The 14,955-nt window shown below is 31.8% G+C and carries 14 protein-coding genes and 1 pseudogene; 2 read left to right on the top strand and 13 right to left on the bottom strand.

Annotated elements, in window-relative coordinates:
* Positions 1 to 205 precede the first annotated feature (205 nt).
* From HMPREF3177_RS08515 to HMPREF3177_RS06410, 6 genes and pseudogenes are all read right to left on the bottom strand, one after another.
* Complete coding sequence (locus HMPREF3177_RS08515; protein WP_168161316.1) at positions 206 to 373, bottom strand: hypothetical protein; 168 nt, start codon at positions 371 to 373, stop codon at positions 206 to 208.
* Positions 374 to 570: 197 nt separating this feature from the next.
* Positions 571 to 1,554, bottom strand: a complete 984-nt coding sequence (gene rsgA / locus HMPREF3177_RS06425) for a ribosome small subunit-dependent GTPase A (protein WP_070457817.1) — start codon at positions 1,552 to 1,554, stop codon at positions 571 to 573.
* Between the two features lie 57 nt (positions 1,555 to 1,611).
* On the bottom strand, positions 1,612 to 3,207 hold the full coding sequence (locus HMPREF3177_RS06420; RefSeq protein WP_070457814.1) for an ABC transporter ATP-binding protein: 1,596 nt from the start codon (positions 3,205 to 3,207) through the stop codon (positions 1,612 to 1,614).
* 48 nt (positions 3,208 to 3,255) lie between these two features.
* A complete protein-coding gene (locus HMPREF3177_RS06415) occupies positions 3,256 to 4,929 on the bottom strand; it encodes a lantibiotic dehydratase (RefSeq protein ID WP_070457812.1) in 1,674 nt (557 codons plus the stop codon).
* 57 nt (positions 4,930 to 4,986) lie between these two features.
* Entirely contained in the window at positions 4,987 to 5,142 is a 156-nt protein-coding gene (locus tag HMPREF3177_RS08510) for a hypothetical protein (RefSeq protein WP_168161315.1), read from the bottom strand.
* A gap of 144 nt (positions 5,143 to 5,286) precedes the next feature.
* Positions 5,287 to 5,631, bottom strand: a pseudogene (locus tag HMPREF3177_RS06410) (hypothetical protein); the annotation flags it as partial.
* 315 nt (positions 5,632 to 5,946) lie between these two features.
* Here HMPREF3177_RS06410 and HMPREF3177_RS06405 point away from each other — a divergent pair.
* Together HMPREF3177_RS06405 and HMPREF3177_RS06400 are read left to right on the top strand one after the other, a co-directional pair.
* Positions 5,947 to 7,035: a YkvI family membrane protein gene (locus HMPREF3177_RS06405; RefSeq protein ID WP_070457809.1), complete on the top strand. Its 1,089-nt coding sequence runs from the start codon at positions 5,947 to 5,949 to the stop codon at positions 7,033 to 7,035.
* Positions 7,036 to 7,169: 134 nt separating this feature from the next.
* On the top strand, positions 7,170 to 8,258 hold the full coding sequence (locus HMPREF3177_RS06400; protein WP_070457808.1) for a YkvI family membrane protein: 1,089 nt from the start codon (positions 7,170 to 7,172) through the stop codon (positions 8,256 to 8,258).
* 56 nt (positions 8,259 to 8,314) lie between these two features.
* Here HMPREF3177_RS06400 and HMPREF3177_RS06395 read toward each other — a convergent pair whose 3' ends face one another.
* From HMPREF3177_RS06395 to HMPREF3177_RS06365, 7 genes are all read right to left on the bottom strand, one after another.
* Entirely contained in the window at positions 8,315 to 8,713 is a 399-nt protein-coding gene (locus HMPREF3177_RS06395) for a type II toxin-antitoxin system HicB family antitoxin (protein ID WP_070457806.1), read from the bottom strand.
* 31 nt (positions 8,714 to 8,744) lie between these two features.
* A complete protein-coding gene (locus HMPREF3177_RS06390; protein WP_070457805.1) occupies positions 8,745 to 8,930 on the bottom strand; it encodes a type II toxin-antitoxin system HicA family toxin in 186 nt (61 codons plus the stop codon).
* Positions 8,931 to 9,031: 101 nt separating this feature from the next.
* Complete coding sequence (locus HMPREF3177_RS06385) at positions 9,032 to 10,366, bottom strand: protein adenylyltransferase SelO family protein (RefSeq protein ID WP_070457802.1); 1,335 nt, start codon at positions 10,364 to 10,366, stop codon at positions 9,032 to 9,034.
* A gap of 5 nt (positions 10,367 to 10,371) precedes the next feature.
* Positions 10,372 to 11,586 carry a CynX/NimT family MFS transporter gene (locus HMPREF3177_RS06380; protein WP_083286897.1) on the bottom strand — a complete coding sequence of 405 codons (1,215 nt, stop codon included), beginning with the start codon at positions 11,584 to 11,586 and terminating at the stop codon, positions 10,372 to 10,374.
* Between the two features lie 54 nt (positions 11,587 to 11,640).
* Positions 11,641 to 12,582: a carbamate kinase gene (arcC, locus tag HMPREF3177_RS06375; RefSeq protein WP_068128083.1), complete on the bottom strand. Its 942-nt coding sequence runs from the start codon at positions 12,580 to 12,582 to the stop codon at positions 11,641 to 11,643.
* Between the two features lie 141 nt (positions 12,583 to 12,723).
* A complete protein-coding gene (gene allC, locus HMPREF3177_RS06370; protein ID WP_070457800.1) occupies positions 12,724 to 13,944 on the bottom strand; it encodes an allantoate deiminase in 1,221 nt (406 codons plus the stop codon).
* Between the two features lie 24 nt (positions 13,945 to 13,968).
* Positions 13,969 to 14,931: a 2-hydroxyacid dehydrogenase gene (locus HMPREF3177_RS06365; RefSeq protein ID WP_070457797.1), complete on the bottom strand. Its 963-nt coding sequence runs from the start codon at positions 14,929 to 14,931 to the stop codon at positions 13,969 to 13,971.
* Positions 14,932 to 14,955: the final 24 nt, after the last annotated feature.

Genomic DNA, 14,955 nt, shown 5'->3' with positions numbered 1-14,955 from the left:
TTTAGTCGGATCTTTCATCATATTATCTACCAACTGAAATAAACATTGTTTTCAATGTTTATCTCAAGCTGTAGACAAAGTCTCATATGAGATGACGTTTACAGCTTTTTTACAACTTATATGTAAGCTTAGAAAAGACGAACCTATTTTAAATTCTGAAAACGGTTCGTCTACATTCTGATAGCACTCTATAGAGCGCCTTGCTTTAGTAATAGTTATAAATCATTAACTCTTTTAAATCGCCTATATAAAATTCATTAATTGTTTGTGTCATCATGTTAATATCTGTTTCTAATAATTTAAACTCATCATCTACTAATAAATGATCAAGTGCTCCTTCTAACGTATGGTAGAAACTTAATTTTATAGACAAAAAACAATAACATAAATAGTATTTGTACATATATAATTATACTGAGTAAATGAACTTTAAAACAATAAAAAATAACCGTCTAATGAGTAATAAAATTCATTTATTAAAAGGTCATATGCCTTTAATTAGAAAAAGAATAATATAAAACTAACTTTAAAAATCTAAGATAGACCTCAAAAAGAAAGGAAGCATAAACATTATTTATGCTTCCTTTCTTTTTGTTTTTGATGACGTATCTGTCCGTCGATAATTCTTTTATTTTCTAAATATCGTTCATAGTAATCTTCGCTAATATCGCCTTCATTTATTGCTTTCTTTACAGCACAACCGGGTTCATGTGAATGTGTACAATCTCTAAATTTACAGTATTTAGATAACTTTATAATGTCAGAAAAAAGAATGGACTCATCTACAGAATGTATCGCATTAATTGTCTTAAAACCTGGAGTATCTATGATATATGCATTTAACAAATCATTATATAGCATTTGAGTATGTGTTGTAGTATGTTTACCTTTCCCATCCGTACGCACTGATTGCGTGTGTTGATTGTCTTGACTGAATAAATTATTAAATAACGTTGACTTTCCTACTCCTGAAGCTCCTAATAAAATAGAAATTGAATTTTTCTGAATTAATTGTTTAAAGTCTTCAATATTATCAGCATTAAAATTAGACAATAAAAAGATATTTAATTCTGGATAAAACTTATTTATTTCTTTACGAATACTTTCTGTCTTATCTCTATAATCTGCTTTAGTGATAACAATATTTAAATGAATATCTTTCTTTTTAAAAGTTAAAATATATCTTTCTAATTTACCAATTGTAAACTTTTGATCTGCTGCAATAAGTATAAACACGTTGTCAACATTAGTTGCTAGTATTTGCTCTTTACTTTTATCATGATACGACTTCATTGTTGTACTTGCTTCTTTAGAAACCACATTTCTACGCTTTAATACTTCTACAATATAGTGTTCATCATCTAAATTCACAACATGAACAAAATCCCCAACGAATACTTGATCGCTAGAAATTTGGTTTACTGCCATTACTTTTCTATATATATTATTATTTAAGTATATATCATAGTAATGACCATACTTTACAATAACTCTTCCGACTTTATTTATATCTAAATCATTTTTATTCGAATATTCACGAATACCGTAATCCATATATTCACCATCTTCTTACTAATAAATTTTACGTCCCATAATGCACTTTAAACTATTTTACAAGTAATAAATAGTATCTAATCTGCTTTTTATGTCATCTGTTAAGTGATGCGATATTATTATCACTGTTTTATTACTATTTAAAATATCTTCCTCTATAATAGAAGCACTTTCTCTATCTAAAGCGGATGTGCCTTCATCAAATAATATAATCTCTGTATCTCTAATTAAAGATCTCGCATATGCAATTTTCTGTTTTTGTCCACCAGATAAAACATTTTCATTAATGATATAATTCGAGACATCCTTATCTATTGTCCATTCACTTAATCCAACTTTATCCATCAAATTAGCAATATCTATTTGGTTATTAGCGTTTGAAATATCAATATTCTCTAATAATGTGCCAACTATAATCGGAGATTTTTGTTCAAGGTATGTAAATTTATTCACCCAGGAATCTTTTGAAAATGTTTTTACATCTTTTCCATCAACTGTTATTGCGCCATCATAATCATTTATGAATCCCATCAACAGCTTCAAAATCGTTGATTTTCCCGATCCAGATGGCCCTACTAACGCATACTTTTTACCAGGCTCAAATTTTAAATTCACATTATCAAGCACAACTTCATCATCATATTTAAAGCTAACATTTGAAAATTCAATGCCTTGTGAAATAGTTAATAGTTCTTCCTTATTATTTACTCTTCTCTTACTTTTGAAAAACTTCTCAAATATTGGTTGCGTTGTTTTTAACTCTACATAGTTTGAACTAATCCCCATCAAACTAGTAAAAATAGTTGCAGAAAAATATTGTGCTGCTGTAATCGTACCAATTGGAGCGATATTTTTAAAAAATAACAATGCAGCAACTAGTAAAATAGCCACTTGACTTATTAAACTAACAAAATTATTAGTACCATACATATATCCAGTTAAAGTGGCTAAAGATATTTTTTTATTCGCCAATTTTAATGATTCTTTTTCAAATTTTTCAACGAGTATTTTTTCATTATTTGTACTATAATACAAATCGTATTTATCGAATATATCATTAGAATAATTTGTGAATTTTTCATTGGCATTTGATACTTCATTAATTTTTCTATTCATTGATTTACTAAAAAATTTGGGTGTGATAATCATAATAATAGCAAAGAAAAATACCGCTATGTTTAAACTGAAATGAAATGAAAAAAGAGCGATACTACTAAAAGTTATCGTAAAAATTTGAGTAATAATCATTTGTAAAGTTGCATACCCATAATCATTAATCATATTAATATCATTTGTCATCCAAGAGGTATACTCTCCACTACTCTTTTGATGAAAATCTTGATATTCAATATTTCCTAAATGTTCTGCAATATCAATACGTATCTGAGTATTCATTTTCTGAACAACTTTTGTATAATACCATGAATCTAAATGAATCTGAAGAGACCAAATAATAAGAGAGACTATCATGATTAATATCCACATGTAGAACTTTTTTACTTCATAATTTGCTAAACTTGTTAGTGCATAAGAACTAGAAATGCCCCAAGCAGTTAAAGTCAATGATCCAAGTGCTATAATACATAGCATAACAAAATTCTCTTTTTTAAAAAGTCTAATGTAATAAAAAATAAATGTTTTACTAAAAGCCAAATATTTCATCTCCTACAAACCTATTGTTAAAGCAATAGCTAAAATAAACTAATAAAGCTCCTGATCCGATTTCATATTTAAGTTTGTCATATTAAATGTGCTAACAGATAAACTTCTTTTATTTTCATCTAAAATTATAAATCTACCATCTTCATTTAATGAGATGTATATATTTTCGTTTATATTTATTTCGTTTTTTGTTGATTGATAACTTGCTTGAACTTCCCACAGATCACTATTGTGAGAAATATATTTTAATTTTGTAATACCATCTATATATTCTGTATCTTTATTTAAAAAATTAAATCTACCTCTGTAGCAATAAGGTGAATATGTTATAGGAGTCGATTGCAACATAATGTTAAAATAATCATCTTGAGATGAAAATACTTTATAATTAATATCTAATCCTAAAGATTTTCTAGAGCATTCATTTATTGATGTCTTAACTGATGATAATCTTTTAATTAGCTCATCGGTAATATAAATAGTTTCATCATCTTTATTTTTTTGTAATTGTAATCGTAACTCTTTTTCAAATTGTTCCTTTATATTCAAAGAGCTTTTAGAGATTTTATTTAATCGAAATGGACTACCTAAACCATCGATTTCATCAAATAATTCATTTATATTAATTGCAATATTATATCCATATTTATCTAAAAATTTATTTCTATATTCATTTAAAAGTACATTCTCCATAGACGGAAGATTTTCTATATCTTTAAGCAAATTTACCAATTTTTCTATATTAGAAATATTTAAATTAATAGATGGAAAATTAAATATAGCCTCAGTATTTATAAATACACCTTTATCGATATTAATTTTTTCTTTAATATAATTTCTTAAATAATAGAATTTTTCTTCATTATATTCGTTTAATAAATCTTTGATTATTTCATTTATTCTAAAATATTCGATTCTTTCTGTAAATTCTTCATTAGCCAACTTAAGATGGTTTACCATTCTTTGAAAGTTCGGAATATCTAGTTGTTCTGGATATATTTGTAAAACTAGTATTCTACTATGCAATAAATTTTTTATTACATATATACTCTCTTCTTTCTTTAAAGAAAAGTTATTCATAAGAATATTTACTATATCTTCCACAGCTACAGAATTTTCCATATTACATTTATTTAAAATGTCATCAATGACTTTATTTCTATTATAAATAATATAGTCATCCTCATTAGCTTTAGGATTTTCTCCTCTAATAGGCAAACTATAATTTTGATTACTAATATTCAATATTTTATTTTTATTTATCTTAAGACTCTGAAAAAACTCTAAATTTTTTATTATAAAATTATAGAGAGAAAAGATAACTCTCCCTGATATTTCTATATGAAACTTTTTATCTATCAATTTTATTTTATTATAGCTATCCTCATTATTAATATTTATTAAAGTACTTATACCAAAGTAACCATTAGGAGTAGGCCTAGTGCTGTATCTTAACAAATATTTATACACAGAAGTAATAACGTTATCTAATTTTTTATCATTTATATTTTCAACTTCATTTTTCAATACATTATATAATGATTCACTAGAATATTTTATTAAATTCATAATTGATGGATATTCATTTATAGTATGTAAAAAATCAATTTTTCGTTCCTTATTCGAAGACATATTTGCTAATTTCAATAAATATTTTACATCAAGATTCTGACTCGATATTGATGATGTTCGTAAAACATGAGATTGGATCATATAATTCCCTCTCTTTTCTAAATACAATAGAGGGTATTAAAATACCCTCTATAAATTTTAAGGTCGTGTTTTTATCGGTGGTCCACAAGATGGTGTCGAAGACCCTGGACCACTCCCTGTATGCGCTGCCATTTCTGAGAAATCTAACTCTGAAGATGATGATGTTTTTGCTTCTACATTAAATAAAATTTCTTTTAAATCTACTTTTTTCATAAGTATCACCTCTTTCATAATTAATAATATATTATCTTAATAATAATGTAAACCCTTACTTTAAGAATAATCAAATTATAAAGATTTTTATCATCTCTTTACCTTCTTTTATAAAAAATTAATTATAAGCACTTCACTTTTAAACTAATATAATTCTCTACTACTTTCTCTATGTCTATAATTCTGTAAATATTGTTGTTTAGATAGCGGAATATTACGTTCATGTTGTTCATAAGGGTGTCCATTTCTTCTTACTAGTTCATCATTCCAATCTTTCACATTTTCTTTTTTAGGTGGCACAGCAAAATATATCGGCATTTCTCCGTGTTCACGGTGAACTAAATTATTTTCAATTTTATCTTGATTAAATTTTAATCCTGCTTCATCATTATCTACTGCATACACTACATTTGGTATCTTTCCTGTATTTTGACCAACTTCTAAAATTTGTTGATAGATTATACTTGGATTGTTAATCCCTTGCATTGAAACATATTTTGAGTTTTATGTTAGTCCAATGAGTAAAGCATAGATAATTGCAGCAACCTCACTTTCAAAAAAGTAAAAATTCTCTTACTTTAGTCGGATCTTTCATCATATTATCTACCAACCGAAATAAACATTATTTTAAATGTTTATCTTTTTTATTTGACATTAATGCGCTATCATTTTTCTAATTTCAGAGAAATATTACACTATGTAAATTATGGTTGTTTTATTTTATCAATAGTGTAATATCTCACTTTACATATAATCTAAGTTCTGTATAATCGAAAATTGTATGTATAAAAGGGAGATGATACATTGAATATTAAAGAACTTTTAAAGTTCGCGTTCGCATATTGTGGTATCGTCATCGGTGCTGGATTTGCGACTGGTCAAGAAATCATGCAGTTCTTTACTAATGATGGAATAATGAGTTTCGCAGGAATAGTACTTGCAGTTTTAATGGTTACTTTTGTATTTAGACAATCAGCAAAAGTTGGTTATTTATATGACGTTGAGTCACATGAGTTACCACTCATAAAATTATTCGGTAAATATTTTGGAACATTTTTAGATTACGCACTTATATTCTTTATGTATGTAACATGTTTTGTCATGATCGCAGGTGGCGGTAGTAACTTAAACGAAAGCTTCGGTATGCCAGTATGGGTTGGATCGATTGTTATGATTATATTAGTGTCTGTTACACTGATGTTAGATTTTGATAAAATCATACAATTACTCGGTATCGCAACACCAATTCTTTTAATTATGGTTATCTTTATGACAATTTTTGCATTTATAAATGCTGATCTTTCATTAGTAGAAGGTGCGAAATATGCGGACTCTACAGTTCCACCTTGGAATGTTTGGTGGATTGATGCAGCAGTATACGCTGGACTGATGTATGGCGTTGGATATAGTTTTATTACGATTATGGGATCAGATACGAGACTATACGAAGTCGTTAAAAGAGGTTCATTACTCGGTGGACTATTCGTTCTGATTTTAATGCTTTTATTAAATGGTGGATTACTATTAAATATGGATATTGCAGTCACGAGAGATATTCCAGCACTCGTCGTAGCAAACGCAGTGCATCCACTATTTGGATCTATCTACTCTATCGTGATTATCGTACTTATTTACAATACGGTAGTGGCACTTATGTATGCAGTACTCGTTAGATTCACTGAAGCTAAAAGTAAAAAATATGTCGTACTACTTAGTGTTTTAATGGTCGTTGCGTTCTTATTTACTCGCATCGGATTCGTTGAACTCATTAATATATTCTATCCATTATATGGTTACCTCGGGATTATTATCGGATTTGGGTTCTTCATATTATGGATTAGAAAGAAAATACAACGTTCTCCGTATTACGACAATACAAATAGTGAAGAATAATTATCATTACCTATCCAATTATTTGGATAGGTTTTTTCGTGTAATTAAACGCCCTCAACAAAACAATAACAGTTAATATAATCTTTACATAATTCAACCGTATTATATAATAATCATGTATAGGAGATGGTTTTTTGAATATAAAGGAACTTTTAAAGTTTGCCTTTGCATATTGTGGTATCGTAATCGGTGCCGGATTTGCAACTGGCCAAGAAATTATGCAATTTTTTACAAATAATGGAATGGCGAGTTTCATATCTATTATTTTTTCTGTTTTAATTATGACGTTTATTTTTAGACAAATTGCGAAAGTCGGATACTTATATGACGTAGAATCACACGAATTACCACTCAATAAATTATTCGGTAACGTGTTTGGACGTATACTTGACTATTTACTTATATTCTTTATGTTCGTCACGAGCTTTATAATGCTAGCTGGTGGTGGTAGTAACTTAAATGAAAGTTTTGGAATGCCAACATGGGTCGGTACAATTGTATTAATTGTACTCGTCTCAATTACGTTAATGTTAGATTTCGATAAAATTATTAACTTACTTGGTATTGCGACGCCAATTCTTTTAATTATGGTAACAATTATGTCGATTTACGCATTTTCAACAGCAGATATGACACTTTCTGAAGGTGCAACTTATGCGGACTCTACAGTACCACCTTGGAACAACTGGTGGATTGATGCGATCGTATATGCCGGATTAATGTTCGGAGTTGGATTTAGTTTTATTACGATTATGGGTTCTGACACGAGATTATATGAAGTAGTAAAAAGAGGTTCGTTACTCGGTGGATTCTTTGTTTTAATTTTACTTCTACTAGTAAACGGAAGTTTATTACTGAACATGGATAGTGCAGTAACTAAAGACGTACCATCATTAGTTGTCGCAAACGCTGTGCACCCAATTTTTGGTTCTATATACTCGATCGTCATTATCGTACTTATCTACAATACAGTCGTTGCATTAATGTATGCGGTACTCGTTCGATTCACAAGTTTTAGAAGTAAAAAATACGTTATTTTACTAGTCGTATTAATGATCGTATCATTCTTCTTAACACGTATCGGATTCGTTACATTAATTAACATATTCTATCCATTATATGGATATTTAGGAATAATTATCGCAATCGGCTACTTTGTACTATGGGTGAGAAAGAAAGTTCAACGCTCACCGTATTACGACAATACAAATAGTGAAAAATAAAATAACACTCCTAAATTGGACGACCAGTTTAGGAGTGTTTGTTTATACTGAAAAACTTACTTAACACCAAGTTCTTCTTTTAGTGCACGTTGTAATGTTTGACTAAAATTAATGCCTTTTTCTTTACCTAATTCCACTAGATAATTTGGTAATGTCACCATTTTATTCACTGTTTTGTTTTCTTCTTTTATACGTAAAAGATGAGTATCTGCAACAATTAGTTGTAGTTGTTCATTGTCATTTAATAAAGGTTTTAGTTCAGAAAAATCAGTCGCATTTGGAATATAATCCCCGTCATCCTCCATTACTAACAGGTGCCCCTCTAATGCATCTTTTGCCATATAAATAGCATCCTCAATATCCTCACCAAATGTAAGAGCACCTGGTAAATCTGGAAACCTTACGTTATAGTTTTCATCTTCTTTTTCAAGAATTGCATAATAATGATATTTCATAGTAAGTCCTCCTAATTTATTTGCAAGCAGTCTATAAAAGCCCTGCTTGCTTTAAAATTGAACGCTCTGTACCTCGAGGTAAATCTTTTTTTGGATGAGGCACAGTTACTTTTCCTGGATTTGTATCATGTTTAAAATGGTAATGACTTCCAACGATTTTAACAAGATACCAACCCTCGTGCTCAATCTTTTTAATAACATCTTTTGATGAACTCATTAGATTTACCTCCTACAACAATTATAATATATGTTATAACATATGTAAAATATTTTGAGAATAAGAAAAGAACTACTTTAGCTCAGTAGTTCTATATCCTCTCACGTTCCACACGTCGTATAAAAGTCGTTTCCTCTCGACTCTTTTAAGTACTCTGGAACGTTGTCATTATATGGTTTTGTACTTGCTTTTAGCATTTCATGTACTTTATTGTAATCACAATTTATTGCATCTTCTATCGCTTGCTGTACCGTATGATATCTCGGCACAAACGATGGATTTTTTCGTTTCATTAAGTCATAATCTATGACGTGATCACGATAATTTGGTGTAAATGCTAGTGTCCCTAAAGCGAGTTGTCTAAACGTATTTGTATAATCGAGTTGTCTTTCTTCGATTTCTTTTAAAAATTCAATAATCATTTTTTGGTCGTCTTCATCGTTATAGTCGATATCTTCTATACCGATTTTTTCACCCATTAACGTAAACCATTTGCGGTTATAAAATTTAGGGAATTGATCGAGTACGGATTGCGCAATTTCAACCGCTTCTTTTTCATCGTCACTAAATAATGAAATCATCGCCTCACCGAGTTTGCTTAAGTTCCAGTGCATAATTTTCGGTTGGTTTTGATAACGATATCTACCGCCCCCGTCAATTTGGCTAAATACTGCGTCTTGATGATACGTTTCTAAAAATGCACACGGTCCAAAGTCAATTGTTGAACCGTCAATCGTTACGTTATCTGTATTCATAACTCCATGCACAAATCCAACACTTTGCCAATGTGCAACGAGTTCGGCTTGTTTTCTTACGACCATTTCAAAAAACATTTTGTATTTTTTGTTATCGTCAATATCTTTTAAATACGGATAATGTCTATTAATTGCGTAATCGACGATTTCTTTTAAATACGGTTCTCCAGCTACCTTGCCAAATTGAATCGTACCAACACGTAAATGAGAATTCGCAACTCGGATTAGTAACGCGGCTGTCTTATCGACTTCTCTTTCAGCAACTTCAGTCGTTTCTAATAACGCTAAACTTCTCGTCGTCGGTATATGAATATTATATAAAAACTCTGAGTAAATGTATTCTTTAATGGCAGCGTCGATCGGCAGTAATCCGTCTCCACCACGAGAATACCTCGTCGGTCCACTTCCCTTTACAGCTATGTCAACAGGTGAATTGTCTAATAATGTTTCGCCTATTATTATTTGTCTGCCGTCTCCTAAAATAACTGGGTTACCAAACTGATGACCAAAATAACTTTGAGAAAATGGTGTCTCTTGATTATTAAATAAATCTGATGCACTTTTAAAGTCGAATTTACGACCTAACGGTACGTTAAATAGTTTCTCTTTAAAATCATAATGTAGTGGTGTATGAGTTTCATAAAATATTTCACTGTTATCTAAATATGTGTAGCTATACATATAATCTACCTCTTTGTAAAAATCGTTTCTTCGATTGTTTTATCTTCAGTGGCAATAATTAACGTTATAAATACCATTATACTTAACAGAATGAAAATATAAATATTAACGATTTCGTTTTGAATGTGATCTTGAATCATACCCATTAAGAGTGGCCCGCTCGCTGCGATAATGTAACCGACTGACTGAGAGAATCCGGACAACATCATGCTCCCGTCATATGTATTCGCCTTTAAAGAAAATAGAACCATACATGTTGAAAAAGCCGAACCAGCACCACTACCAATAAGAAGCATCGCAATTAGTAATACGATATTTTGTTGAACGAACATTAAACTAAAACCTGTAATGAAGCATATAAATATAATAATGACTGGTATTCGTTTGTTTTTTACACTTTCAACAAATTGAGGGAAAATAAACGCAATCGGGACTTGAATAAACTGTGCGAACATAAAGTAGTATCCCGCAGTTTTAAATGTCAACCCTTGTGCAACTAAAATTGTCGGAACCCAAGCGACGACGCTATAAAAAATCATAGATTGTAAACCGAAGCTAAGTGCGAGACCCCACGCTATTCTCGATTTTGTTATGTCTTTCACAGTGAGTGTAGGTGTATTCTCATCGACTCCTTTAGTATGATAAGTCGGTGCTTTTAATTGTTTAATCCAAAAAACAATCGCTAATAGAGCTAAAATAAGCCAAATCGATAATGATAATTTATAGTCATATCGACTCACCTCTGATAATGGAACAGATAAACCACCTCCAACACCCGCCATACCGTTCATCACAGCACCGTATAAGCCAGTGATAAGACCAATATGAAGCGGGAATTTTAGCTTCACATAACTCGGAATCGTCACGTTTCCAACCGCTATACCGAGTCCAATAATAATTGTACCTAATATAAACCACTCGACACTCGATAAGTTTCGAATGACAAGACCACATAATATAAAAATTAAAGAATAAAATATAATCAAGTTAATAGAATATTTTCGTACGAGTCTCGGTATAAATGGTGACGCAATACCAAATATTAAGAGTGGTATCGTCGTGAGAAGTCCTGCGACAGTATTCGAAATATGTAATGATGCTTTAATTTGATCGACTACAGGACCAACAGCTGTAATTGGTGCACGTAAAATCGATGCAACGAACATCAATGAAATAATTAGCATCCACTGCTCTTTTAAATCATATAATTTTCCACTCAATAGTATCCTCCTTAAACTAGAAAAACACAGCCAATAATTGGCTGTGTAATTATATTATAGCGTAATATGAGTACCCGCTTCACCTGCTAATGCTTTAACCGCATCAGATAATGAACAAATAATCGATTCTTTTCCTTCACCTGATTTTGCAAAACCAATTGCTGCCTCTACTTTAGGAAGCATTGAACCTGACGCGAAGTGACCTTCTTCAATATATCGTTCCATTTCTTCGACAGTGACGCGTTCTAATTTTGTTTCGTTTTCTGTACCGTAGTTAATAAGAGCGTTCGGTACATCTGTTAAAATCATTAACTTATCTGCATCACTTTGTAGTGCAAGTTTAAGTGCTGAACGGTCCTTATCGATTACAGCGTCCACTCCGTGAATGACACCGTCTTCGTCACGCCAAACCGGAATACCCCCACCGCCTGAAGAAATAACGATCGATTGTTCAGAAAGTGTTTTAATTTCTTCGACACCGTGAATAAGTTTTGGTTCTGGAGATGGCACGACGCGTCGATATCCACGTCCTGCGTCTTCTTTCATGTCGTATCCGAGTTCTTCTTCCATACGTTTTGCTTCTTCTTCAGTGAAGAATACGCCGATTGGTTTAGTCGGATTTTGAAACGCTTCGTCGTCTTTGTCAACTTCAGTCATCGTGAGTAATGATACGACGTTTTTGTCGATATTTGCTTCTTTCAGCTTGTTTTTTAGTGCTTGCTCAAGCATGAATCCAATCATACCTTGTGATTCCGCACTACTTACAAATACTGGCATCGGTTTAATGTCAGCTTTAGCCGCTTCATTTTGAGCAATAATAAGACCAACTTGAGGTCCGTTACCATGAGTAACGATAATTTCGTGTCCTGCTTTGATGAGGTCAACCATACTCGTCGCTGCGCTATACACGTTTTCGTACTGGTTCTCGTAAGTTGGCTCTTGTTTTGGTTGTAAAATTGCGTTACCACCTAATGCTAAAACTACTTTTTGACTCATTCATACCACTCCTGATTAAATATTTAATTGATGCCATATCGTTACTCACATTTGACGTAAGCTTTTAATTATACAGCATTTCTATTTTATCAAAACTTTCTTTATGAATAAATAAGTAATTTTAGTGATTTCATATCTTTTTTAATACGCTAATTTATACAACGCTTTTGCTAAAACTTCAATCCCTTTAACTAAATCTTCAATATCAGTGTCTTCTTCGACGTTATGAGATAATCCACCGATAGATGGTACGAACAACATACCTGATGGTACAAACTGTGAAAATATTTGTGTGTCATGACCTGCGCCTGAAACCATAAACTTATAGTTCCCTGATGTTACTTCTTTTGCAGAATCTTCGATCGTTTTTATAATTTCTTCATTCATCAATGTCGGTTGTTCATCTAAATGAAGTGTTATCGTCGCTTCTAATCCATTTTTTGTAGCAACTTCTTGAATCGTATCTTCGACAATTTTACTAAAGTGATTTAATTCCTTTTCGTCTATATGACGCGTGTCTACACTAAATTCAATTTCACCTGGGACAACGTTCGTGACATTTGGAACGAGGTTTACTTTACCAAACGTAATGACAAGTGGATCTCCAATCTCTTTAGCTTTCTGATTTAGTCTTTGTACGATTTCGCTAAATGAAACAACTACATCTTTTCTATAACCCATCGGTGTTGTTCCAGCATGGTTTGCTTCACCTTTTAAGTTTATGTAATATCGTTTAAAACCAACAATACCTGTAACGACACCGATTTGTTTTTGTTCTTTTTCTAGCACTTGACCTTGCTCAATATGAATTTCTATCCACGCTTTAATGTCGTTTCGTACTGAGTCGTCTGTTCTAAAGTCAAAACCTGATTGTCTCATAGCATCGACAAAATTAACGCCTTCAGAGTCTGTGAGTCCTTTTACAATTTCGTTATCTTGAATGTTAAAGAAGTTTTTACTGCCCCAAAATGCAATTGGGAACCGGCTACCTTCTTCTTCAGCGAGTGCAAGTACTTCAATATTTTTCTTAGGTTGACCATATTTTTCTTTTAAGTAAAGAATCGCTGTAAGTCCTGCAAGAATTCCGTATTGTCCGTCGAGATGACCACCTTCAACGACAGTGTCGATATGAGATCCCGTTAAAATCGTCTCATCGCTATTTACTCCAACGAGTTTACCTGAAACGTTACCGATTGAATCTTGAACGACTTCTAATCCGTTATTATCGAACTCTTCAATGAGGGCATTAACGGCAGCCTTCCACTCATCTGTATATAATAATCGTGTAATCCCATGTGGTTCTAAACCACCAAAACGAGAAAATTTTTCATCTAACTTTATAAACGTTGAACGAATATCCATATATCATGCCCCTAATTCAATCATTTAGTTCATTAAGTTTTGAGGGTTTCCTTCTAAAAACTTAATCGTATTTTCAAATGCGATTTTTGCTCTTAACTCCATCGCTTCATCTGTTAAGAATCCGACGTGTGGTGTTAATACTGTGTTTTTTGCATTTAATAATTTGTAGTCCCCTGGAATTGGAGGTTCCATATCATATACGTCGATTCCTGCTCCAGCGATTACATCGTTATTTAACGCATCTGCTAAAGCATCGTTATCAACGACTGGTCCACGCGCACAGTTAATTAAAACGGCACTTTCTTTCATCTTTTCAAACTCTTCTTTACCGAGTAAATGATGCGTATCTTTCGTTGCTGGTACGTGTAAAGTAATGATGTCTGACTGTTTTAACATGTCATCTAAGTCCATATACTCCATACCGAGTTCTAATGCTTCAGGTTTTTCACTCGAGCCGTTATACGCGATTAAGTTCGCTCCAAACGCTTTAAATAGCTTTGCAGTTTCTAAACCGATTTTACCTGTTCCGATAAAACCAACTGTTTTTCCTTTAATTTCTCTACCTTGGAAAGCACCAGGGAAGTTTTCAGCTTTTCTCGTATCACTGTCTCCTTCAGTGATTTTTCTGAATACGTCTAACGTTAAACCGACCGCGAGTTCAGCAACAGCTGTATTAGCATAACCTGCAGCGTTACTTAAAAGAACTTTTTCTTTCGTATTTGCGTCATCTAATTCCACGTGATCGACACCTGTAAATGCAACGTTAATGTATTTTAAGTTCTCATTTTGTTCGATTGCTTCTTTTGGATATGGATTGTTCGCAATCATAATAACGTCAGCGTCTTTACTACGCTCGATTAATTCATCTTTATCCGTCGTTTTCTCGTTGTAATACACAAACTCATGACCTTTTTCTTTAATCGGTGCTGCGAGTTTTTCCACCATTTCGTCCGGTATGTTTAGAGGTTCTAATAATTTAACTAACATAGTACCATTCTCCCTTCACAATTC

The organism is Nosocomiicoccus sp. HMSC09A07 (assembly GCF_001808485.1).
Taxonomy (GTDB): Bacteria; Bacillota; Bacilli; order Staphylococcales; family Salinicoccaceae; genus Nosocomiicoccus; species Nosocomiicoccus ampullae_A.
The sequence above is the reverse complement of the archived record's forward strand: the minus strand, read 5'-3'. Positions and strand labels throughout refer to the sequence as shown.